Here is a 22,692-nt window from a genome sequence, read left to right as displayed (position 1 = left end):
GTGATAAGCAAAGAACAAATAGCCACCGATTACCAGCAAATACAAGACGAGATATGTGCGGCGCTGGAGTTAACCGACGGCAAAGCCCGATTTGAAGAAGAAGTATGGGAACGTGACGGCGGCGGCGGGGGTCGTACACGCATCATCCAAAATGGCAATATATTTGAAAAGGGCGGTGTAAATTTCTCGGCTGTTCATGGTAAACTGCCCGAAAATATGCAAAAAGCCCTGCAGGTTGAGTCTGACGATTTTTTTGCTACCGGCGTATCCATCGTAATTCATCCGAACCACCCTTTGGTGCCTATCATCCACATGAATATCCGGTATTTTGAAATGCCAACACCTGCCGGCAGCGAGCAGCAGCCCAAAAGATGGTTCGGCGGCGGTATCGATCTTACGCCTCATTATATTATCGATGCGGATGCCCAATATTTCCACAGCAATATTAAAGCCGTTTGCGATAAGTATTACCATGATTTTTATCACCGGTTTAAACTTTGGGCCGATGATTATTTTTATATCAAACACCGTAACGAAACCCGGGGCATTGGTGGTATATTCTATGATCGCTTAACTGCCAATGATGAGTTGTCATGGGATAGCATTTTTGAATTTTCGAAAGCGCTGGGCCGGTCATTCATTCCCATCTATACCGAACTGGTTGATCGTAACAGAAACACCGCTTTTACTGATGAACAGCAGCTATGGCAATACCAGCGCCGCAGCCGTTATACCGAATTTAACCTGGTGTATGATGCAGGTACCAAATTTGGCCTGGAAACCAATGGCCGTATAGAATCTATACTGATGAGTTTACCGCCTACTGCCAAATGGCTTTATAACTTTCAGCCAGTACCAGGCAGCGAAGAAGAAAGAACACTGTCTTTACTCAAAAAAGGCATTAATTGGGCGTAGAATTAGTATCAAGTAGCTAGTATCAAGTATCACGACTTCTAAACGTGATATTGAATATTGCAAAAAATCTTGATACTTGATACTAGCTACTCGATACTAATTTTGATACTCCAAAATAGATACCATGAAAAAAGCGATCGTCCCTTTATTACTGATAACCCTGTTTTGCGCGTTCACTCCTAATAAAAGTCCGTTAAAGGGCGTTTGGGAGTATAGGGGAGGCCTGTTTAATGGTAAGCAGGATAGCGTATCAACCAGCTATAAACTGCAGCGTACCTATGACGATCTGCATTATCAGGCCAAAGTAATTGAAAAAGGGCAGAAAACTTTTATTTACGAAAAAGGCGATTACCGGTTACAATTGGATACTTGTTTTGAAACCCAAACCTATTGCAACCAGCCATCAAAATTATTAGGTAAAACTGTAAGATACATTTATACAGTGAGTAACGATACGCTTAAATTACTGGCTATATTACCCAATGGCAACAAGATCGAAGACCATTGGGTTAAGGTAAAATGATTATTCAGATGTGCGGATGTGCAGATTTCAGATGTGCAGATAATTTAACACATCTATCATCTGCACATTTGCACATTTACATATCTGCACATCCGAAAATAACCAACTATTTTCTTAACTTCGCAGGTCGTTTAAAAAACACTTTTTAACGCGCAATTATAAGAGAAGGTTCTACAAATAAATAAAAATGGCTGACGATAATTCAAGCAAGGAAGACAGAATAATTTCGATAAATATTGACGAGGAAATGCGATCGGCGTACATTGATTATTCAATGTCGGTGATTGTTTCCAGGGCATTACCAGATGTCCGCGACGGATTGAAACCTGTACACAGGCGTGTGTTATACGGCATGCTTGATCTGGGTTTAAATAACAACAAACCCTATAAAAAATCTGCCCGTATTGTAGGTGAAGTGATGGGTAAATATCACCCACACGGTGATAAATCTGTATATGATACCATGGTTCGTATGGCCCAGGAATGGAGCTTACGTTACCTGCTGGTTGAAGGCCAGGGTAACTACGGATCAATTGACGGTGATGAGCCTGCGGCTATGCGTTACACAGAAGCCCGCTTACAAAAGCTAGCCGAAGAGATGCTGGCCGATATCAACAAAGACACCATTGATTTTCAGTTAAACTTTGACGACTCCCTGCAGGAGCCAACCGTATTGCCATCCAAGTTCCCTAACCTGTTGGTTAACGGGGCATCCGGTATCGCGGTAGGTATGGCTACCAATATGGCGCCGCATAATTTGTCGGAAGTGGTTGATGCTACCATTGCATTGATCGATAACCGCCAGATAGAGGTTGCCGAATTGATGAAATTTGTAAAAGGTCCGGATTTTCCTACAGGTGGTATCATCTATGGTTTTGAAGGCCCGCGCGAAGCGCTGGAAACAGGTCGTGGCAGGGTAGTGATCCGCGCCAGGGCCGAGATTGAAACACATGGCAGCGACCGCGAACGCATTGTGGTAACCGAAGTACCTTACCAGGTAAACAAGGCGCTTATGATTGAGCGTACCGCCGATCTGGTGAATGATAAAAAACTGGAAGGCATATCTTCTATCCGGGACGAATCGAGCCGTGAAGGTATCCGTATAGTTTATGAAATTAAACGGGAGGCCAATGCAGCTATTGTATTGAATAACCTGTTCAAATATACCGCGCTGCAAACATCGTTCAGTGTAAACAACATCGCGCTGGTTAATGGCCGTCCGATGATGCTTAATCTGAAGGATCTGATCCACCATTTTGTAGAGCACAGGCATGAAGTTGTGGTACGCCGTACCAAATTTGAACTGGCCGAAGCAGAAAAACGCGCCCATATATTAGAAGGTTTACTGATTGCCCTCGATCACCTGGATGAAGTTATCCGCCTGATCCGTGCATCCCAGACACCTGACGAGGCCCGCGAAGGCTTAATGAGCCAGTTTGGCCTAACAGACATACAGGCCCGTGCCATATTGGATATGACGCTTCGCCGGTTAACCGGACTGGAACGTGATAAGATCAAGGATGAATATGCCGAGTTAATGAAGCTGATTGATTATTTAAAATCTATTTTAAATGATGAAGGCTTAAGAATGCAGATCATCAAAGATGAACTGTTAGAAATAAAAGAAAAATACGGTGATGAGCGCAGAACAGAAATGGTTCACTCATCGGCCGAAATGCAAACAGAAGACTTTATTGAGGATGAGGATGTGGTAATTACCATATCGCGCGAAGGTTACATCAAACGTACACCTTTAACAGAATATCGTCGTCAGGGCAGGGGTGGTAAAGGCTCAATCGGCAGTAACAGCCGTGATGCCGATTTTATTGAGCACCTATTAGTGGCTTCGAACCACAACTATATGTTGTTCTTTACCGAATCGGGCCAATGTTACTGGCTCCGGGTATTTGAAATTCCGGAAGGCACACGTACCTCAAAAGGGCGCGCTATCCAGAATATCATCAATATTCCTAAGGAAGAGAACATCAAGGCTTATATCAAACTGATTAGCCTTAAAGACCAGAATTACCTGGAGAACAACTTCATTATCATGTGTACCAAGAAAGGTACCATCAAAAAAACGTCGTTGGAAGCATACTCACGTCCGCGCGCTAACGGTATCAATGCCATCAACATCAACGAAGGCGATTCATTATTGGAAGCAACCCTAACTACAGGCAGCAGCGAAATAGTAATGGCATTACAATCGGGTAGGGCCATCCGCTTTAACGAGTCGACTGTTAGACCGATGGGACGTACCGCTACCGGTGTTCGCGGTATATCATTAGATAGCGACAACGACGAAGTAGTAGGCATGATCAGTATTAACGATGCAGAAACAACTGTTTTGGTAGTATCTGAAAAAGGTTATGGTAAACGTACCGATATTGACGACTACAGGGTAACCAATCGCGGCGGTAAAGGTGTAAAAACTTTAAATATTACCGAAAAAACCGGAAACCTTGTAGCCATAAAAGGTGTTACAGATAAAGAAGATTTGATGATCATCAACAAATCGGGCATTATTATACGTATCGCGGTTAGCGAGCTAAGAACCATGGGCCGTGCCACACAGGGCGTTAGATTGATTACTTTAAAAGGTAATGACGAGATAGCATCTGTTGCCAAAATTGAGCATGACGAGGATGAAGAAGCGGAATTGGATGAAAATGCAGTAAATGGAGCAGGCGATGGTGATGATGCAGCTGACAACAGCGAGGAATCAAGTACCGAAACTACTGAATAAAAAATATGGGTTACCGTAAAATTATCCTGGCGGTTTTAATATCATTAATGACTACATCCTTTGCCTTTGCCCAAAGCGAAGCGTTAAAGGTTGTAGTTAATAATCTGGCTTATTACAAGCAGAAAAATGATCTTAAATACCTGGCAGCGGCCAAAAAATCGGCAGATAGCCTCATTATCACCAAATCTGATACGGCCGATCTCGAGAAAAACACCTACCGGGCATTGGTTAATTCGAGCATTCTTTACATAGATTCGCTTAATAAACTCAACCAGCCCGAGAAATTGTTACCAGAGACTTCAACCTTGGTTGATAAACTTTCGGCCAATAAAAAGGAATATAAATTTCAGGCAGAAATTGATTATGCCAAGCGCTGTTTAGCTAATGTTTACATCCGTAAGGGGTTTGAGTTTACCAACAATTCAGATTTCACCAAAGCCAGGGAAGCATTTGACAATGCACGCAAATATGCCCCAAATTTTAAGCAGATTAATGATTACATCGCTTATTCAAACAATAAGGCCGGTAACCTGGTAGATGCAGCCAAGTACTACAGCAGGTTATTAGCCGTTGACAGCAACAGGGCTGAATATATAGAAACAGCTTCCAGCATCTATAAATCGCTGGGAGATACATCCAAAGCTTTAGAGATACTTCAAAAGGGGAGGAAGGTGTTGCCGAATGATCGTTTCCTGTTACTTGACGAAGCCAACATTTATAATAATCAGAAAAATTATAAGGCCCTGGAGCCATTAATAGGCCCACTGCTTGACATTAATGCAAATAACGCCGATATTGCATTTGTAGCGGCTAATTGTTATGATCATTTAAATAAATTTGACAAAGCTGAATCACTTTATCTGCGTACAATTGAATTAAATGGATCTGCTTATGATCCCGTTTTTAATTTAGGCTTGCTTTATTTAAAACAAAGCGCCAACGCAAAAGGAGGGACCGAAGATCAGGACATAGGTCGCGCTGTACAATGGCTTGAAAAAGCTAACGAAATATCCCCTAATAATGTACAGGGCTTAAAAGCACTGCAACTGGTTTATGCTAAAACCGGTAATAAAGATCAACTAGATAAAATAAACAGTAAACTAAAACAGTTAACCAACTAAAATAAACTATGAAAATCAAACTTTTGATGGCAGGCCTGTTAGGCTTAGTTTCAGCAACAACGTTTGCACAAAAAGGTGAATTGAGCACTGCAAAAAGTGAATATGACAACTACGAAGGACTAAGAGGAGCAAAAGCTACCTTAGCCGTGGCTACCAAAAGCCTTGCAACAGCCAAAACATCCATTGACAAAGCAGCTGCTAACGAAAAAACATCAGCCTTACCACAAACCTTTGCTTTAAAAGGAGCTATTTACGCTGCATTAGCTGTTCAGGATACTGTTGCGGCTACTTCATTGCCTTTATTTACAACTGCGGATGAGTCATTAAAAAAAGCCAAAGAACTGGATACCAAAGGCGAAAACAAACAAGTGATTGATAACGCTTATTTAAATCTGGCCCAATACCAGTTAACCAAAGGTGTTGCTGAATATGGTGCTCAAAAATACGATCAGGCTTATCATTCATTTGATTACTACCGTACCGTTTTACCAGAGGATACCAATGCTATTTACTATACAGGTTTAGCAGCGGCCAACGCCAAAAACTATCCGGCAGCCATCACCAATTACAACAAGCTGGTTACCACTAAATACTCCAAAAACGCGGGTGTTTATATGGATCTGTCATCACTTTATTTGGCTAATAAAGATACTACCAACGCGCTTAAATCTGTTAGCGAGGGTATAACCAAATATCCTTCAAATACCGATCTGCGTAAAAGAGAGATCGAAATAAGCCTGCAAACAGGAAAAGAAAAAGAAGTAATTCAAAAAATACAAGCCGCTTTAACTGCTGATCCTAAAAACAAAACTTTGTACTACTACGCAGGTTTAACTTACTCACAAACCGCCGAAGCTATTATTAAAGAACAAGCTAAAGCTAAAGACGCAGCAGCTAAAAACACTTTGCAACAGCAAAAAGTTGAAAATTATGATAAAGCTGCCGAGATGTACAAAAAAGCCCTGGAAATTGATCCAAACTATTTTGAAGCTAACTTAAACCTGGGCTATGTAATCCTTAACCCGGCAATTGATGCGTACAACGCTGCAAATAAATTACCGGCCAACAAACAAAAAGAATATGATGCCGCTATAGCTAAAGCTAACGCGCAATTTGATTTAGCAAAACCATATCTGGTAAAAGCAGCTGATCTGAATCCAAAATCTGTTGATGCCTTAACAAATCTTAGAACTTATTACTTAGGTAAAAAAGATAACGTTAATGCAGAAGCAACCAAAAAGAAAATTGACGCTTTAAACGGTCAATAAGATATCATACAGGAGAGGGGCTTTTTAATAAAGCCTCTCTTTTTAATTCTATTACTTAACATAATGTTAATTATGTGAAATTTATACTATTGTAAGAATATTAGCGAAAATGCTTCATTAAAACTCAAAAAAAATATTCCTACCGTGTAGTTTTTATATTAGCTTTATGATCTAATATAAAAATATGGCTTTATTTCATGGTATTATGGTTTACGAGATTATTGATAATGGCAACGTGCTAATATTAAACGGCATGTATTCAACCTCTGCTGATTTTAAAATCAGCAACGAGATTGCAAAAAGAGAAATCACTAATAATCATGAAAAGGATATTGTTGGAAATTATAAGGCAAGATATATTGAAACACTTGGAGAACCCAAGAAAGCAATATATTGTACTTTAGAAATCACTCAAAAAAAAGATCAAGAAGCATATGAATTTAAATGGAAAATTGGTAAAGACTTAATTCACAAAGGCATTGGAATAAAAATTAATAGCAACCGGATTGCTGTATCTTATATTGAGGCATCTTAAATATATTGCTTACCTTCAAGTATAAATGTCGTGAAATAAACCTAACCCGAAGTCAATATTGATGGGTTATAACCATAGTGATTTTTGAAGGCGATGGAAAAATGGGAAAGACTTTCAAAGCCAACTTCGGCGAATACCGATACAGGAGATTGCTTTCGTTCTGCAATTAAAAAATGTGCACGCTCCAGTCTTTTATTCCTGATCCATTGTTCTGGTGTGCCGTCAAAAACTTTTTTGAAATCCCGTTTAAATGTGGTCATACTTCGTCCAGAAAGCCGGGCAAATTGGGCAAGCGGGATATGATAAACGTAATTTTTGTGCATAAATGCCTCCAGGTCGATCTTACCCGGTTCACGGAAATCAAAAAGCATATTTTTCAAGCCCGGGTTATGCTGAAGTAATAATGTGACAGCTTCCCGGGTCTTTAGTTCTGCCAAACCGGGTGTTAATGTGGCGCCTGTGTTGAAGAATGGAATTAAAGATTCGAAATATCCTTTCAAAAACTGGCTATGGCTAAGATCCAGAGCCGGCTCTCCGTTGTAGATATTATCGGCTATAATATTTTCTTCCATGCTTATCTTCTTCAAAATGGCCTGATCCAGAAAAACAGCTATAGATCGAAACGGCGGACTGTCGCGCTCCGGGTATTTGATCGTTTTTAATAAGGTATTGCGCCGGGCCAGTGCTATAGAGCCGGGTCCGGAAACATGCATATCATCGCCTATAAAGGTGTGCGATACCCCGCTGATCCGGTAAGCCAGGGCATGTTCAGGTACGAGGTCTTCCCCTCCCCGATGCCCTACCGCCGGACAGGTAGACATAATGATATTGTATTGACGCTCAGTTTGCTCCATGGATTAAGTTAAATATCGGCAATTATTTAAAACGCCGCATGGTAAATTTGTCAAAAGCGGCGTCGCTTAACCACCTTTTTAAAAAGAGGATTAAACCCGATAAACGCCCCGCGGAATATCGTGCTTTAGGTTTTGAAACTTCCATCGCCTTTTTGATGACCCTGGCAATTTCAATAGGCTCCGAATATGTTTCCTGTGCCGCATCCATCTCTTTGGCTTTATCTGCCATTTTTTTATAGGCAGTATTGCCCGAAATTTCGCTAACATAATTGGCCGCGATGGTTCCCCATTCTGTTTTTACCCCTCCGGGCTCAATAAGGATAACATCTACACCAAATTGCTTCACTTCCATACGCAGGCTATCGCTTAATCCCTCTACGGCAAATTTACTGGCATGGTACCATCCGCCCATAGGCGTGGCCATTTTACCGCCGATAGAAGTAACGTTAATGATTTTTCCGTAGTGTTGTTTCCGCATGTAAGGTAAAACCAACTGGCTTAACCTAGCAAGACCGATCACATTTACTTCGATTTGATAGCGCGCATCTTTCATCGCGACATCCTCCACGGCGCCGAAAGAACCAAAGCCGGCGTTGTTAATGAGGATATCAATCGCACCTTCCTTCGTGATGACCTCGTTTACCGCAAGCACTATCGACTCGTCATTGGAAATATCCATCGGTAAAATGTGAATACCCGCTAATTCAAGGTGTTTCATTTTTTCGACCCTGCGTGCGGCACCGTATACTATATATCCGCTATTGGCTAACAACAAGGCTGTCGCCTCACCGATGCCGGACGAAGCCCCTGTAACCAATACTACTCTTTTCTTTTCCATCTGCTAAAGATTTAATAAGACAAAGTTCTTACAAATCCACCCGGCATAGGTTTCATCAGCGGGCCGAATTAGTTATATCACAGGACCACTTTAATATAAATCCACTCCTTTGTTCAAATGTGATATAGGTCACACAGCCGCGTGAAGTTTTCTGACGTACTTTGTTGTACAATCTAAAAACATAGAAATGAAAACAACAAACAATCCCATTCATATGCCCTGGCTAGGCTTTGGTACCTTGATTCCAGATAAAGCTTTGACTATAAGCGCTACCAGAGATGCGCTGGAAGCCGGATTCAGACACTTTGATTCTGCGGAACGATATCTGAATGAAAGCGAGGTTGGCGAAGCGCTACAGGCAGGGCTCACTGCTGGAAACATAACCCGCGAAGATATCTTTGTGACCACTAAGTTATGGAACACCAATCACCGGCCCGAGCGCGTAGAACCGGCATTCGAAGCGAGTTTGAAAAGGCTCCAACTTGATTACCTGGATCTCTATCTTATCCACACACCGTTTGCATTTCAGCCGGGTGATGATCAGGACCCGCGGGATCAAAACGGCAATGTTATTTATGATCCGGAAGTAACTTTGCTCGACACCTGGAGAGCAATGGAGCGTTTGGTAGACGGCGGCAAATGCCGGGCCATCGGGCTGTCAGATATTACCTTGAAAGACCTGATCCCACTATACGAAGCGGCGAGAATTAAACCAGCCGTAGTGCAGGTAGAATCACATCCCTATCTGCCGGAAACAGAACTTTTGGAATTTTGCCGGGAGAAAGGAATTGTGTTTTTAGCTTTTGCGCCATTAGGTCACGGAATGCGGCCGGGATTGCTGGAAGATCCGGTTATTTTGGCCATTGCTGCACGAATTGGAAAAACACCGGCTCAGGTATTATTGGCCTGGGCGCTGCAACGCGGTACAGCTATACTTACCACACCCAAAACCGCAGCCCGAGCGAAAGAGAATTTTGATATCTCTCCCCTGCCTGATGACGCCTTTGATGAGATCAACGGTATTAAGACCAGACAAAGACTCAATCAAGTAGTGAGTACAGGCGTACCGGGTTTCATCCCCAAACGTAACTTAGACGAACAAATTCAATAATATAAGTAATCATGAAAGATGAGCAAATACTTGAAGCGCTAAATGCGCACTGGCAGGCATCGGCAGCTGGCGATGCAAACGCCGAACATGATATTTATGACGACGATGCCATCTGTGATTATCCCCAATCGGGAGAGCGGATTATCGGACGAAATAATTTGCAGGCCCTGCGAAGCCATCACCCCGGTAAACCTTCAGGCTTCCAGGTTAAGCGCATTCTCGGTCAAGGCCACCTTTGGGTCACAGAATACACTATCATCTACCAGGGACAATCGGCATATACCATAAGTATTATGGAGTTTCGTAATGGCAAGGTGGTACACGAAACACAGTATTTTGCCGATGCTTTCGAGGCACCGGCATGGCGTAGCCAATGGGTTCAGCAAATGAAGTGAAGTTTTACAATAGTTTGTACGAGAGTCCTGTCCGGCAACATACAGTAGTAAGCATCATATCATTTTTTTGATTTGAGAGGCCATAAAACTTGTACCCAAACCCAATAGCGCGATCAATGTGAAAGACCAGCGCAGACTTGTTGCCTGGGCAATAAAACCAATCAATGGCGGCCCTATCAGAAAACCCAGGAAACCAACTGTGGACACTGCCGCGATAGCAATTCCGGGTGCCAGCGTTTTTGATTTACCTGCAATAGCCAGTACCAAAGGCACTACCGATGACACCCCTACTCCTACCATTAAAAAACCTATGGTTGCCGTATAGATATTAGGAAATATAACCGCCAGCAACAAACCCGATGTACTGATAACACCACTGAACTGCAGAATTTTGCTAACGCCATATTTTGTTACCAGGCCATCTGCAGTAAATCTGCCAGCCGCCATAGTGGCCATAAAGGCTATGCTACCCACCGTAGTGAGCGTTTCGGGTACGGTTACCACTTTCTGAAAGTAAACACCGCTCCAGTCGAACATCGTTCCTTCTGTTATCAGGCTTGCGAAAGCGATGAAGCCCAGTTTCAGGATATTATAATCGGGCTTGGCAAACAGCGGTTGTGATTCTGAAGCTTCGTCTTCGGGCAACAAATTTTTATAGGATATCATAACCATGATCCAGCATAATACACCAATGATCACATAATGCATCCAAAGTGGCCATTGCAGATTGATAGCAAGCGTGCCTATAGCAACGCCGCTAAAGCCGGCCAAGCTCCACAAACCATGAAATGATGCCATGATCGATCGTCCGTACAATGATTCAATACCAACCGCTTGCGTATTCATGGCTACCTCAAAAACATTATTCAAAAAGCCAAAGCAAAACAGTACGATAACCAACTGCCAGATATGGGTTATCAAGCCAATCATACATAAAATCAGCGGAAAAAGTATCCCCGCGGCTATCAACACCCGGCGGCTTTTATATTTGGTAACCATCCAGCCCGAAATAGGCAAACTGGTGAGCAAACCTATGGGTAAAGCGAATAGTACGCTTCCCAGCTCGGCATTGTTCAGGCTAAAAAATGCTTTCAGGTCATGGATGCGGCAGGTCCAGCTGGAATAGGTTAAACCACAGATAAAGAAAAATATACAGGTAGCAATGCGATGCGAGCGCTTGATATCAATAGATGAGGTAGATACGGGTGATGATAACATACATTTATTTAAAAGCCCGGGGGCGGTAGTAAAATTACCTGTCCGGAATATTTTATTACTCCAGACAGGTATTATCCATTAAGTATTAAGCAGGCACAGCCTGATTCCAGAGATGCTGATGAATTTCATCATAATCATCCAGTTTTACAATATCACTGATCTCGGCTAGTTTTTTATTGTTGATGCCAATAAAACGGATACCCAGTTGTTTGGTAGCTTCATAATCCCAGCGACCGTCGCCTACATAAACAATATCGGTCATAGGTACCTCTATATTATGCTGCTCGTTCATCTGCCTGATGGTGTTGCTAATAATATCGCGCCTAGCTTTGGCATCCTGTGCAAAAGAAGCAGCAACGCAGCCTTCCAGATTGATACCGGCACAGCGGAGTTTAAATAAAGCCGACTCGCGCCAGCCGCCGGTAGCCAGGCCAATACTTACACCCTCCTGTCCGCAAAGCGTATGGAAGATCTGAGCTGCTTTGGGTATTTCTTTCATGCAATGTTTTTCCTGTGTGTAAGCCGCTTTTAACAAGTTACAAAAATGACTGATAAAACGCTCCCGTTCTGCTTCGGTATAAGTGCGTTGATGCTGCTCCTGGAATAACTGATCAATAATACCCGAATCGGTGGTATTTACATAATGACCATAATTGGTTTCAAAGCCCTTGAACCCAAAAACATCTTCCAGGGCCCGGGTAAAACAACGGTCGTCAACCTCTGTCGTATCGGTTAAAGTTCCGTCGATATCAAAAATAATGTATTTCATGAGTTGATTTTTAATAACGTATGAATTAGATAGTAATCACTGATTTTAGGCTCGAAATATTATTGCTGCGTTCACGCGTGCCCACGTTAACACCTAAATGCTCAATAGCCAGTTTAAAATCGTCCAGGTTATAATCATTCGTGATGATCTTTTCAAGGCCCATCCTGCCACCGTTGATCATATCAACTGCGTGTTTGAAGGTATCCATAGAGTCAATGGAACCGATAATAGAAATACTGCGATCGGCTATTTCCCTCGGGTTAATGGTTTGCTGATTGTTACGCAAACCCATCATGGATATTTTACCACCATCAGCAATAGCCTGCATCGATTTTTCCAGTAAAGAACCGGTTGTATCGATGATCAGGTCGTACTGATTTTTCTGCGGAATAAAGGCCGGTTCAATTTTCCAATGTTTGGATAACACGTTGTTCTCCTCTATCAGTTTGATCCTTTGGCGTGATGCTTCATAGATCACACCTTCCTGTATGCCGTGTTGGGTAAGCGCCATATAAAATAATAAACCGATAGGGCCGCCGCCTAATATGGCCGTACGCATAAAGGGAGTTACCGCCAGTTTTTTTACTGCCGTTAACACACAGCTCAACGGTTCAGACATGGCACCCTGCTCAAACGGGATATTGTCATTAAGCGGATAGATGAAATGTTTGGTGGTTTTAAAGTACTTAGTAAACGTACCATCTATAGATACACCGACTTCGGTACTTGATTTATGCAGACAGTGGTTACGCTGTCCTCTGCGACAGTTTTCGCAATACCCACAAAAATAAGTTGGGTCGATGATCACACGCTGCCCCTCGATGCAGTTATCAACCCCGCTCCCTTTGGCTACAATAATACCGGCCGATTCATGCCCGATGATCACACTGGGTTTTGCGTTATATTCACCCGAGATAATGCTCAGATCGGTACCACAAATACCTGTCGCTTTAATTTCTACAATCACCTCATCCGGTAAGGTAATTTCCGGTTCTGCTTTGTCCTGGATATCAATATCCCAGGCTCCGCTATACACAATTGCTTTCATGTCTTATATCTGGCTAAAAAGTTTATTTAAACGGGAATAGATCTCTTCAATATCATCAACAGTAGCGGTCAGTGCAGGGCGCACTTTAACTACATTACCAAAGCCGTAACGGGAGCTTCTTAAAATGAGGCTATGATCTTCAAAAGCAACATCAATGATCTTGTTGGTTAAAGCCGGATCAGGAGCGCCATCTTTATCGATGATCTCCAGTCCCCACATATAACCAATACCACGTACATCGCCTATAATGCGTGGATAGTTTTCTTTAAGTTTGTTTAGTAATTCGCCCAGAACAACACCAGTACTACGTACATTTTCCAGGAAACCTTCCCGGGATACCACTTCCATGGTTTTTTGTGATGCCGTGAGCGACAAGAGATTACCACCCGAGGTATAAGAGTGTTCGAATTTTTCCAATACCGCATACTCCGGTTTATATAGAATGGCCGCTGCCGGGATACCAATACCGCCCAGGCCTTTGGCCAGCGTAATAATATCGGGCTTAATATCATAATGCTCACTGGCAAACATATGCCCTGTACGACCGATACCTGTCTGCACTTCATCTGCAATAAGAGTGATATCCAGTTCATCGCATATTTGCCGTACTTTTTCAAAATAACCATCCGGAGGTATGATATTGCCTCCATTACCCAGTATAGGCTCCATTACCATGGCCGATACATTACCAGAGCTGCCGTATTCTACATAATCATAAATAGCTTCGGCGCATAAATAACCGCATTGACCGGGTCCTTTAGCCGAAAACGGGCAGCGGTAGCAATATGGTGCAGGCACAATGGCATTTTTGGTTGAAATAGTATTGGAAAAAGACTTCCGCCTGAACGCATTACCCGAAATATTGGTAGTATACAATGTTTGACCGTGATGCGATAGCGATAAACTAACTACCTCGTTTTTACCATTAAATTTATTGGCAATCTTCACTGCACCCTCATTGGCTGTTGAGCCGATGATATCGCGCATCCAGCCATCGGTAATATGCTCTGGCGCTTCATCCAAAATACGGTCAAGCACTTCCTGCGCCAGTTCGGCAGTAAATGCCGATGATACATGGATCAGATTTTCAACCTGTTGTTTCAATACCTCCACCAGTTCGGGGTGACTATAGCCCAGCGAGAGGTTAAATGTTCCTGAAGCCCCATCTATGTACTCTTCATTTTCGGGGGTGTAGAGGCGAATGCCACTACCTTTTGTAAAAGTGACGTTGTTGGACATGTTTTTAAGTTAGAAAGTGGTTAATATTTGGTTTGTATAAATTTTTATTAATTATTTATTAGGCAATAAAATTCCATATGGTTCATTTTCAGCTCCATAAACAAATAAATTAGAATATATTATCTTATAATAACTTAATAAAACGTTTTATTAGGTAAATAATAAGCGCAATGTATGATATTTTTATATAACAACAAGTAATTTTACATTTCTTTTAGATTAATAAATAATGAACTTTACTTTCTCGTGAAGAAATTTTATTGACATAAATAAAAATAAATTCATTTAAATTATTCAAACAGGGGCGTTTTTGATGCAAGAGATTGCTTGGCAAGGTGTAGAATTCACAATAACCATTATTACTTATAGGTATTATAATATATACAGTTCTTATGAAAAACCAACCTAATCTATAATAAAAAGTAATATCCTGCTCTTGAGAAGAGTATCCTAAATTCAAAATCTGTATACAAAAAAAGCTTTCGTTATGCAGACGAAAGCCCTATGATATCTTTATCAGCTTCAACAAAAAAGCCTGAAGTTATATTTCAGGCTTTTTGTTGAAGATTCTTCATCCCTAATTATCAATCATCATGTCCATGGTGTTTATCATGGTCTCGATCATCATCACCATGGTCTTTTTTCCAACCTTTATCTTTTTTATACCAGCCTTTGTGTTTACCATTATCCCAGTGGTCACGATACTTCTCTTCCCTGCTATCACGAATGATCACCTGATCTCTCCTGCCACGATAATTGGCATACCTGGTTCTGTAAACATCGTTCCTCAACCATGGATCCCGGTCATTGATTACCACTTTATAGCCACTGTACACGTCGTAATTCCGATATCTTACGGGTAAGGATACTGTGCGTATCCAGGCATTATTTTGATAATAAATGTACTGGTGTGTTGGAACTGAGTAATAGGCATCAATATCAGGCATATAATAGTATTCGGCATGATCGTAACCTACAGGCCCCCATTCTGGCTGACTACCAATATTTATACCCAAATTAACACTAATTTGAGCATTGGCTATTTTGAATACAAAGCAGTTTATGAGTAAAGCTGCTGCAAAAATTACTTTTTTCATCTTAGAGGATATTTTTGTAATAGGACAGTATTGGATTCATTTGGTTTAACTTGCTTTTCTGCAGGGGGCAAAACACTACTCCTTTTAAAATACAAAAAGGCGTATCCTAATAGTAAGATACGCCTTTTTTCGCAATATTAAGCAACGGGGTTAATTTATCTTTTCAAATCTCCACTGTTGGGCGCCTCCCCCATTATCTGTATAGATCTCCACATTGTTATTGGCATCGGTTCCGCTGGTAACATCCAGACATAGTGTTGGTGCGCAAGCTGGCTGTAGTTTATAATAACCCGAGCCAACACTCACAATTTTCCATTTCTGCGCATTGGAACCACTATCCGTAGAAATATCTACATTGGCTCCTGATGCACCGCTACCACCTGCAACATCAAGCACTTTGCCGGTAGTATGTTGCGGAGCAAGTTTGTAATATCCGTTACCCAGGCTGGTTATCTGCCAGCGTTGGTTACTGGTATTCCCATCAGTATAAACAGCCACGTTGGTACCATCAGCTGTTCCGCTGCCGGTTACATCCAGGTTACGACCAGGTGCGCAAGCGGCTTTTAATTCATAGATACCATCAGTTAGAGCGGTTGTCTGATCAAAATTAAAACCGATCACCGGTAAATTATTGCTGAAAGTATACAGATAACCAACCGTAGTCCGGTTTCCGTTACTCATAATTAATGATACAAATAATTCATAGTCACCCGTAGTCTTTTGAAGCTCCGAAATGGGCATAGTCACTGTAAATGAATTTCCTGTTGGATTAACGGACCAGGCCACAGCATCATAATTATTGTTTGGCTCGCCATAAGTTGGTCCCGGATCCTGGTAAACATTAACCGCGGTTATAGCATCTGTAGTAGTAAAAGTTCCTGAAACTATAAAATTGCCGCCGCTTACGCTTCCATTCAAAGAGGTAAGTGATGCAGATGATGTATTATAAAATGTTTTTACCGTTTTAGAAAACACCTGGCAATTATTCAGTATGGCACTACCCGCACGGTTTATAAATGTTGGCGCCGAACCGAGCGTATAATTTCCCGAACCCATTAAATTAGTACCCAAAGTGGCATGCTCGGTATTAGTTTCGTGCGAGTGTGGCAAATTTAAACCGTGGCCAAGCTCATGCATCATACCGCCAAACCATTTGGTGAGCAGGTTGCCATCGGTGGTGGCCTGCCCCATATACTGGATATCAAATTTGGCATAATCCAGCGCGTAGCAGAATCTGCCGGTTCCATAAAAAGGCACATCGGCTGCATTAATATCGGGCACAGGCATAATAACCAGATAATGATCACTTGCCTTCAAACTTGGGTTAGCCGTAAAATAACTGTTGATTTCCTGCTCAACCGTTCCTTTATTACTGTAGGTATAAGAGCTTGCCGGACTTTGCCCATTGATAACGATGATACGAACAGACGAAGTATCGGCTGTTTTTACAAATAAGCCAAATGTTGAATTGTACCCGTTACGGATCATATTTGACCTGTAAAACTCCTGACCCCAGCGTAATAATTTGCTTAAACGGGTTTGATAATCAGTAATGGCAGTGCGGTCTGAAGGTACAAAATAGACCACATTGAGACTGTAGGCGTTTTCTGAGGTGTAATCGCCGCTGACTACTTTGGTCTGCAGGTTTGATTTGTTCGCACCGTTGGCCGAAGTGTTCACCAGGTCTTTTTTACAGGAGCATACAAATGCAGCCCCGCATAACAATACAATTGTTGCGAGTTTGTTTAACATCATTTTCATAGTGATTTTGGTAATTTAATTGGTTTGTTAATATTTAATATATGTTATTCATAGAAAAGAACTATTCTACAAACCAATAGATACCCAAAATACAGATCGTAAATCACCAGAAATTAAGCGATGACACTTAACAAAAGCAACGTAGCCGAAAACAAAACAACATTTTCAGATTACGACACAACGAATTAATATTCAACTATTTATTGGCTTACAAAAACAAGATAAATATTAAATTTTCGGGAAACATTTGTTTTTGTAACACAAACGTTTGTGTTAAATCATTTAACTGCATGGGAAAGCAGGTTTGGTCTTATTAAATTAATCTTGAATAATCTACTTCAATTCAATATACATTCAAAATAACAGGTTAATAACCATCATCTAAACAACATAAATCAACGATACATCATTATCGGCCAAAAATAGCACACAAACGTTTGTTAATCATAAAAAACAAACTATATTATAATAGTTTGAATACATAAAAGGGGGCTTTATATGCATATAAAGCCCCCCTTATTCGCAGATAAACAGCTTATTATTGGCTAATCAATTTTATCACCCGGTCAATCTCCGTTAAAAAATTTCCGGATCCTTTGATTGGAAAGCTATTTTGTTGCCGTGCCCAGTTTTTTTCGAAAGTAAAATAATCTACCGTTGCTGCCGGCTTACCTTTTAAACGGTTGTCCAATTCCTTAAAAAACATCTCCCAACGAGGAAGGTAGAAACTATCCAGCATGCCGCCCCACTCTTTATTGGCATATTCGTGCAAATCGGTTTGAGGATTATAGTCGGGCCCCCAATAGGTTATTTGAGCACGGGCATTCCATTCGCAAAGTTTTTTATCCTCTGGGGTAGTGCCATAGGCCTTAGCTTGCTCCAGCCATGGCCCCAGCATAAAAGTTGGCTCGGTATTTAATAATTCGTTTTGCAGACGGATCATCTGCAGGAACTGGTCTCTCCATTTTTGATAAGCTTTTTCATCTTTTGCTTTATACGCTTTCATACAATTGGCGTAAACTATCCTGCCCTGGTTTGACATTACCTGCCTGGCCAGATCGACCATATCAATTTTATAGGTAGCCGAGTTTTGAAACTGTGTGGCTGCTCTGCGAAAAAGCATTAGTGCCTGCACCGGTTTTTGAATATCATATTGTATCGAATCAGAACCCCAGGTTGATGTATTGGTTACATTTTCAGAAGGCCGGGCACAAAATATAGCTTCGGCTCCTTTGGAGTCCGTTACACCATATAAGGAGCCAAGCAATAGTTTCCAGCCTTCATCAACATCTTTATTGTAAGCCCCGTAGCGATAACTGATATAATTTTTGATCACCTTATCCATATCAATTCCAGGTTCAGACCAGGCCGTTTGCAAGGCCAGATCAAAAGCAACCGGATTGGCGGTGATGGATTCAGGGATAACGCCTATACCGCTCATCCATTTACCTTGGGCTGATGCATCTGCCCGGTGCGGTTCGCTCACCAATCGTTTCAGATCGCCGATCATGGTGATCTTACCGCCCCAATCGTTCACCGAACCCCATATATAGGGCGTACCCTCAAAGGCGTTCCTGCTTTCCCATTCGTTAAACTCCTCTCCTTTTAAATCCAGTATCAATACATTTTCCTTTTTGAGCCCTGCTAACAGCTCTTTCCGAGGGTTATCCTGCCAACCCTGCAGAACCCAGGTGCTGTTAGGGTAATACTGCTGCATGATCTTTTGTATATCGCCCGCCGCAACCGGAACATCAATACCCGTCGCCTTGCCGCCTTCATGAAACAAATCGCCGCCAAAATAGTGGATATCACTACCGTACAAAGCCTTCATTTCGGTATAATACTGATGGGCCATTTTAGTAAACAAGCTATCAGAAGGAGCCAAAAACGCCGGCCGCTGAAAGCCACCTGCCCATTTACCTTGCCGTACAATTTTGGCTTTGGGATATTTAACAGCCAGATTATCGGGCACCAGTCCGGTGAATGCCTGCAACACGGGTTGGATACCCAGTTCTTTCATCCGCTTTAATATTTTCTGCTGCAGAACCACCCATTTATTGATCATCCCATCACTCGCCGGGCCTCCCCAACCCTCCATATTACCCATCAGCCACCAGGCATTAAAGCCCGGACCCGGGATATAGGCGCGAATCTCGCTATCGGTATAACCCAAACCGGCCAGCATTTTTTGCCACACTTTTTCGGTGCCTATAGGAGCCAGCATGGTGTTTACGCCATTGAGGGCCATCCAGTCCAGCTCACGCTCCCAATCCTTCCAGTTATAAAAGCTATAGGTATAATTATAAGTGCAGTAATTTAAAGCGTACCTGATTTGAAAAGGTGTATTCACGTTGATGGTATCAGGAACAGCCGGCAGTTTTGCCAAGGGGCTGATATTGTCGCCATAATGAGAAAGCGACATATGACCGTAATTTTTCAGGTAATAATTTACCGCATAGGCAGCGGCAGATGTCGTATTGGCCTCGATAACTAGCGAACCACCATGCTGATAAAGCCGGAACACATCCCCCTTATCCTTTTTGGTAATCTTCCGAAATTGCACTTTTCCCTTTAAAAAAGGAAACTCCCTGCCTATCAGTTGCTGAACCGGGCTATAATCCTGGGCCCGGGTCTGGCAAAATGCCGCACAGGCCATCATCAATATCCATATCTTCTTCATGATAGTATGAAGATATCATCCTACAGGATAAATGGCTCTTATTCCGGTTATATTTCTTCACACAAACGTTTGCTATCCATTAATTTAATAACAGCCTGACAAATAAAGGGGAGCGGTTCTATAGCCATAGAACCCTCCCCCTCTCTATCAAAACACCCTTGTTATTTGACTAACAAGCTCTTCTTAAAACCTCAGGAACGCTTTACCAAAGGATCATTTACGAAAGTAAAAATATACCTATTGGTATTATCCATTATAATCGTATTGTCACAGTTTTAAATTTCCATTTTGTCAGCACCATTCCATCTTTTATTTGTAATGATATATGCCAGCGAAACATTGGGTACTTTTAATTTCTTAATTCAACTATAGAAAAAACATGGATCTTCAACTCAAAAACAAAGTAGCCTTAGTAACCGGTTCAACCGCCGGTATTGGGTATGCCATAGCTAAATCATTAGCTGCCGAAGGCGTAAAAGTATATGTGAACGGCCGGACCGACGAGCGTGTTAAAGCCGCGGTAGACCAGATTAAAAAAGAAACCGGTAATAACGATATTCATGGCTTAAGCGGCGATATGGCCAGCAAGAGCGATATCGACCGAATCATCAGCAGCCTGCCCGAAGTTGACATCCTGATCAACAACGTAGCCATTTTTGAACCTAAAGCATTTAAGGATATTACCGATGAGGACTGGCTGAAGTTTTACGAGGTGAATGTACTGAGTGGTGTACGATTCTCCAGGGCCTATTTTGATCAAATGCTGCAAAAAAACTGGGGGCGTATTATTTTTATCTCCAGCGAATCGGCTATACAAATACCCGAGGAAATGATCCATTATGGCATGACCAAGACCGCACAGGTAGCGGTAGCGCGTGGCCTTGCCGAATTAACCAAAGGCACTCACGTAACCGTAAATTCCGTTTTACCCGGCCCAACCCGTTCTGAAGGCGTAGGCGGCTTTATTGATAAACTTGCCGCTGAAAAAAAGTTGACCGCCGGCCAGATGGAAAAAGAATTTTTCCAGAGTATGCGTGGTACATCTATCATTCAGCGCTTTACAGAAACCGACGAAATAGCCAACCTGGTTACCTATATAGCCAGTCCGCTATCATCAGCAACCAATGGCGCTTTACTAAGGGCCGACGGTGGCGTGATCAAAAGCGCATTTTAATAAATAATCCCCGGGCAAATTACTTGTCCGGGGATTATTTATAAATCTGTTTTAGTGAACAGGTTTTGTAGCCGTATCCTTTTTAGCGGTGTCGGGCTTTGCGGCCGTATCGGTTTTTGCCGCAGGACTTGCCATTTTTGAGGTGTCGGTGCTGGTGCTGTCAGATCCTCCGGCTTTTTTCTCGGAACTGCAACCTGCTGCTATGGCACCTACCATGGTCGCGACAAGTGCCAGACTTAAAATTTGCTTTTTCATAGTTATCTGTATTTTAATGAATTGCCTGTTTTATTTAGTACCCATTATTAACCATACAGCAACAATATTGTTTAAGTTAAAATTTCCATCAAACATCCTGAGCTATCAAAACCGCTAATTTTACATAACAAATGCTATTAATTTCTTATAAATTTCAGATATTTAAGGGCTATGGTAGTATCTGAACGAATGTTAAAGTGGGCGATGCGTTTCTACCCTCCCCTTTTATTTCAACGTATCTGGGTGGTGAAATTTGATAAAGGCTTTAAAGGAGTTCAGGTAAAAATTGTTAAGAGTATCCTGAATAAAAATTACAACAATGCTATATTCGGAGGCACCATTTTTTCGGCCGCCGACCCGTTTTACCCGGTATTGTTTCACCAATTGCTTATTCAAAAAGGGTACAAATTAAAGGTATGGTCAAAATCATCAACCATACATTATTTAAAACCAGGCTCGTCAAATCTCTATTTTAGCATCACTTTAACCGATGCCGAGATTGAACATGCCGAAATGATACTAAACACGGAAGGCAAATACATGGTACACCATCCCATCGAGATTTATAATAAAGATGGCGAAATGTGCGTATCAGTAACGATTGAGGTGTATTTGCGTAATTTAAATTTTACAGGTACTAATTTATAATTCTATTGTAATGGCTACTTATATGAACGACGAGGTCTTTATTAAAAAAGGCTTCCTGATATCAACCGATAAAAGCTTATTAAACATTGATCTGATATATAATTACCTGAACGACGACTCATACTGGGCACAGGGCATTCAGCGCGAAACGCTGGAAAAAGGCATTGTCAACTCTATGTGCTTTGGTGTGTACCAGCAAGACATTCAAGCTGGTTTTGCACGCGTTGTTACTGATAATGCTACTTTTGCTTACCTGTGCGATGTATTTATTTTGCCCGATTTCCGTCAAAAAGGCCTGTCCAAATGGCTGGTGCAAACTATTGTTAAACACCCCGATCTGCAGGGATTAAGAAGATGGTCATTAGCCACCGCCGACGCTCATGGCTTGTACAATCAGTTTGGATTTACAGAAATAAGCCGTCCGGAAAGATGGATGGAAATATTTACTCCCTATATTAAACCTCAGTAATCAGTTTAACAGATAGGATAACAGCGCT

21 protein-coding genes are annotated in these 22,692 nt (G+C 41.8%); 11 read left to right on the top strand and 10 right to left on the bottom strand.

What is annotated here, in order from left to right; all coding sequences use genetic code 11:
- From hemF to G7092_RS03785, 6 genes are all read left to right on the top strand, one after another.
- The gene (gene hemF, locus G7092_RS03810) at positions 1–915 is read left to right on the top strand and encodes an oxygen-dependent coproporphyrinogen oxidase (RefSeq protein ID WP_166086344.1); all 915 of its coding nucleotides are present in this window, start codon (positions 1–3) and stop codon (positions 913–915) included.
- Positions 916–1,039: 124 nt separating this feature from the next.
- On the top strand, positions 1,040–1,438 hold the full coding sequence (locus G7092_RS03805; RefSeq protein ID WP_166086342.1) for a hypothetical protein: 399 nt from the start codon (positions 1,040–1,042) through the stop codon (positions 1,436–1,438).
- A gap of 187 nt (positions 1,439–1,625) precedes the next feature.
- The gene (gene gyrA / locus G7092_RS03800) at positions 1,626–4,184 is read left to right on the top strand and encodes a DNA gyrase subunit A (RefSeq protein ID WP_166086340.1); all 2,559 of its coding nucleotides are present in this window, start codon (positions 1,626–1,628) and stop codon (positions 4,182–4,184) included.
- Between the two features lie 5 nt (positions 4,185–4,189).
- Entirely contained in the window at positions 4,190–5,305 is a 1,116-nt protein-coding gene (locus tag G7092_RS03795; protein ID WP_166086338.1) for a tetratricopeptide repeat protein, read from the top strand.
- A gap of 8 nt (positions 5,306–5,313) precedes the next feature.
- Entirely contained in the window at positions 5,314–6,573 is a 1,260-nt protein-coding gene (locus G7092_RS03790; protein WP_166086336.1) for a tetratricopeptide repeat protein, read from the top strand.
- A gap of 184 nt (positions 6,574–6,757) precedes the next feature.
- A complete protein-coding gene (locus G7092_RS03785; RefSeq protein WP_166086334.1) occupies positions 6,758–7,108 on the top strand; it encodes a hypothetical protein in 351 nt (116 codons plus the stop codon).
- A 41-nt stretch (positions 7,109–7,149) separates the two neighbouring features.
- On the opposite strand, the gene G7092_RS03780 is transcribed toward G7092_RS03785, so the two are convergent.
- Positions 7,150–7,962, bottom strand: coding sequence for a helix-turn-helix domain-containing protein (locus G7092_RS03780; RefSeq protein WP_166086332.1), 813 nt, complete (start codon positions 7,960–7,962; stop codon positions 7,150–7,152).
- A gap of 22 nt (positions 7,963–7,984) precedes the next feature.
- On the bottom strand, positions 7,985–8,800 hold the full coding sequence (locus tag G7092_RS03775) for an oxidoreductase (protein WP_166086330.1): 816 nt from the start codon (positions 8,798–8,800) through the stop codon (positions 7,985–7,987).
- Between the two features lie 214 nt (positions 8,801–9,014).
- Between G7092_RS03775 and G7092_RS03770 the strand changes: the two genes are divergently transcribed.
- Entirely contained in the window at positions 9,015–9,911 is an 897-nt protein-coding gene (locus G7092_RS03770; RefSeq protein WP_202985213.1) for an aldo/keto reductase, read from the top strand.
- 11 nt (positions 9,912–9,922) lie between these two features.
- Positions 9,923–10,306, top strand: coding sequence for a nuclear transport factor 2 family protein (locus tag G7092_RS03765; protein ID WP_166086326.1), 384 nt, complete (start codon positions 9,923–9,925; stop codon positions 10,304–10,306).
- 54 nt (positions 10,307–10,360) lie between these two features.
- Here the strand turns inward: G7092_RS03765 and G7092_RS03760 are convergent, their stop codons facing one another.
- From G7092_RS03760 to G7092_RS03730, 7 genes are all read right to left on the bottom strand, one after another.
- Positions 10,361–11,524, bottom strand: coding sequence for an MFS transporter (locus tag G7092_RS03760; protein ID WP_166086324.1), 1,164 nt, complete (start codon positions 11,522–11,524; stop codon positions 10,361–10,363).
- Between the two features lie 85 nt (positions 11,525–11,609).
- Complete coding sequence (locus G7092_RS03755; protein ID WP_166086322.1) at positions 11,610–12,293, bottom strand: HAD family hydrolase; 684 nt, start codon at positions 12,291–12,293, stop codon at positions 11,610–11,612.
- Positions 12,294–12,318: 25 nt separating this feature from the next.
- Complete coding sequence (locus tag G7092_RS03750) at positions 12,319–13,341, bottom strand: zinc-dependent alcohol dehydrogenase (RefSeq protein WP_166086320.1); 1,023 nt, start codon at positions 13,339–13,341, stop codon at positions 12,319–12,321.
- A 3-nt stretch (positions 13,342–13,344) separates the two neighbouring features.
- The gene (locus G7092_RS03745; RefSeq protein ID WP_166086318.1) at positions 13,345–14,580 is read right to left on the bottom strand and encodes an aspartate aminotransferase family protein; all 1,236 of its coding nucleotides are present in this window, start codon (positions 14,578–14,580) and stop codon (positions 13,345–13,347) included.
- A 584-nt stretch (positions 14,581–15,164) separates the two neighbouring features.
- Positions 15,165–15,677, bottom strand: coding sequence for a hypothetical protein (locus G7092_RS03740; RefSeq protein WP_166086316.1), 513 nt, complete (start codon positions 15,675–15,677; stop codon positions 15,165–15,167).
- A gap of 150 nt (positions 15,678–15,827) precedes the next feature.
- Positions 15,828–17,438 (bottom strand): RICIN domain-containing protein, encoded by a 1,611-nt coding sequence (locus G7092_RS03735; protein WP_166086314.1) that lies wholly within the window; start codon positions 17,436–17,438, stop codon positions 15,828–15,830.
- 538 nt (positions 17,439–17,976) lie between these two features.
- Positions 17,977–20,118, bottom strand: coding sequence for an alpha-N-acetylglucosaminidase (locus G7092_RS03730; protein WP_166086312.1), 2,142 nt, complete (start codon positions 20,116–20,118; stop codon positions 17,977–17,979).
- A gap of 379 nt (positions 20,119–20,497) precedes the next feature.
- Between G7092_RS03730 and G7092_RS03725 the strand changes: the two genes are divergently transcribed.
- Positions 20,498–21,292 (top strand): SDR family NAD(P)-dependent oxidoreductase, encoded by a 795-nt coding sequence (locus G7092_RS03725; RefSeq protein ID WP_166086310.1) that lies wholly within the window; start codon positions 20,498–20,500, stop codon positions 21,290–21,292.
- Between the two features lie 51 nt (positions 21,293–21,343).
- Here the strand turns inward: G7092_RS03725 and G7092_RS03720 are convergent, their stop codons facing one another.
- The gene (locus G7092_RS03720) at positions 21,344–21,547 is read right to left on the bottom strand and encodes a hypothetical protein (protein ID WP_166086308.1); all 204 of its coding nucleotides are present in this window, start codon (positions 21,545–21,547) and stop codon (positions 21,344–21,346) included.
- A 171-nt stretch (positions 21,548–21,718) separates the two neighbouring features.
- Between G7092_RS03720 and G7092_RS03715 the strand changes: the two genes are divergently transcribed.
- Together G7092_RS03715 and G7092_RS03710 are read left to right on the top strand one after the other, a co-directional pair.
- Positions 21,719–22,195: a DUF4442 domain-containing protein gene (locus G7092_RS03715; protein WP_166086305.1), complete on the top strand. Its 477-nt coding sequence runs from the start codon at positions 21,719–21,721 to the stop codon at positions 22,193–22,195.
- A gap of 10 nt (positions 22,196–22,205) precedes the next feature.
- Positions 22,206–22,664 carry a GNAT family N-acetyltransferase gene (locus G7092_RS03710; RefSeq protein ID WP_235953770.1) on the top strand — a complete coding sequence of 153 codons (459 nt, stop codon included), beginning with the start codon at positions 22,206–22,208 and terminating at the stop codon, positions 22,662–22,664.
- Positions 22,665–22,692 lie beyond the last annotated feature (28 nt).

The sequence above is a fragment of the Mucilaginibacter inviolabilis genome, assembly GCF_011089895.1.
Taxonomy (GTDB): Bacteria; Bacteroidota; Bacteroidia; order Sphingobacteriales; family Sphingobacteriaceae; genus Mucilaginibacter; species Mucilaginibacter inviolabilis.
The sequence above is the reverse complement of the archived record's forward strand: the minus strand, read 5'-3'. Positions and strand labels throughout refer to the sequence as shown.

What these genes read in the sequence shown, in the direction of transcription:
- G7092_RS03805 (WP_166086342.1), top strand. Translation starts at nt 1,040, where the DNA reads ATGAAAAAAGCGATCGTCCCTTTATTACTGATAACCCTGTTTTGCGCG.
- gyrA (WP_166086340.1), top strand. Translation starts at nt 1,626, where the DNA reads ATGGCTGACGATAATTCAAGCAAGGAAGACAGAATAATTTCGATAAAT.
- G7092_RS03795 (WP_166086338.1), top strand. Translation starts at nt 4,190, where the DNA reads ATGGGTTACCGTAAAATTATCCTGGCGGTTTTAATATCATTAATGACT.
- G7092_RS03790 (WP_166086336.1), top strand. Translation starts at nt 5,314, where the DNA reads ATGAAAATCAAACTTTTGATGGCAGGCCTGTTAGGCTTAGTTTCAGCA.
- G7092_RS03785 (WP_166086334.1), top strand. Translation starts at nt 6,758, where the DNA reads ATGGCTTTATTTCATGGTATTATGGTTTACGAGATTATTGATAATGGC.
- G7092_RS03780 (WP_166086332.1), bottom strand. Translation starts at nt 7,962, where the DNA reads ATGGAGCAAACTGAGCGTCAATACAATATCATTATGTCTACCTGTCCG.
- G7092_RS03775 (WP_166086330.1), bottom strand. Translation starts at nt 8,800, where the DNA reads ATGGAAAAGAAAAGAGTAGTATTGGTTACAGGGGCTTCGTCCGGCATC.
- G7092_RS03770 (WP_202985213.1), top strand. Translation starts at nt 9,015, where the DNA reads ATGCCCTGGCTAGGCTTTGGTACCTTGATTCCAGATAAAGCTTTGACT.
- G7092_RS03765 (WP_166086326.1), top strand. Translation starts at nt 9,923, where the DNA reads ATGAAAGATGAGCAAATACTTGAAGCGCTAAATGCGCACTGGCAGGCA.
- G7092_RS03760 (WP_166086324.1), bottom strand. Translation starts at nt 11,524, where the DNA reads ATGTTATCATCACCCGTATCTACCTCATCTATTGATATCAAGCGCTCG.
- G7092_RS03755 (WP_166086322.1), bottom strand. Translation starts at nt 12,293, where the DNA reads ATGAAATACATTATTTTTGATATCGACGGAACTTTAACCGATACGACA.
- G7092_RS03750 (WP_166086320.1), bottom strand. Translation starts at nt 13,341, where the DNA reads ATGAAAGCAATTGTGTATAGCGGAGCCTGGGATATTGATATCCAGGAC.
- G7092_RS03745 (WP_166086318.1), bottom strand. Translation starts at nt 14,580, where the DNA reads ATGTCCAACAACGTCACTTTTACAAAAGGTAGTGGCATTCGCCTCTAC.
- G7092_RS03740 (WP_166086316.1), bottom strand. Translation starts at nt 15,677, where the DNA reads ATGAAAAAAGTAATTTTTGCAGCAGCTTTACTCATAAACTGCTTTGTA.
- G7092_RS03735 (WP_166086314.1), bottom strand. Translation starts at nt 17,438, where the DNA reads ATGAAAATGATGTTAAACAAACTCGCAACAATTGTATTGTTATGCGGG.
- G7092_RS03730 (WP_166086312.1), bottom strand. Translation starts at nt 20,118, where the DNA reads ATGAAGAAGATATGGATATTGATGATGGCCTGTGCGGCATTTTGCCAG.
- G7092_RS03725 (WP_166086310.1), top strand. Translation starts at nt 20,498, where the DNA reads ATGGATCTTCAACTCAAAAACAAAGTAGCCTTAGTAACCGGTTCAACC.
- G7092_RS03720 (WP_166086308.1), bottom strand. Translation starts at nt 21,547, where the DNA reads ATGAAAAAGCAAATTTTAAGTCTGGCACTTGTCGCGACCATGGTAGGT.
- G7092_RS03715 (WP_166086305.1), top strand. Translation starts at nt 21,719, where the DNA reads ATGGTAGTATCTGAACGAATGTTAAAGTGGGCGATGCGTTTCTACCCT.
- G7092_RS03710 (WP_235953770.1), top strand. Translation starts at nt 22,206, where the DNA reads ATGGCTACTTATATGAACGACGAGGTCTTTATTAAAAAAGGCTTCCTG.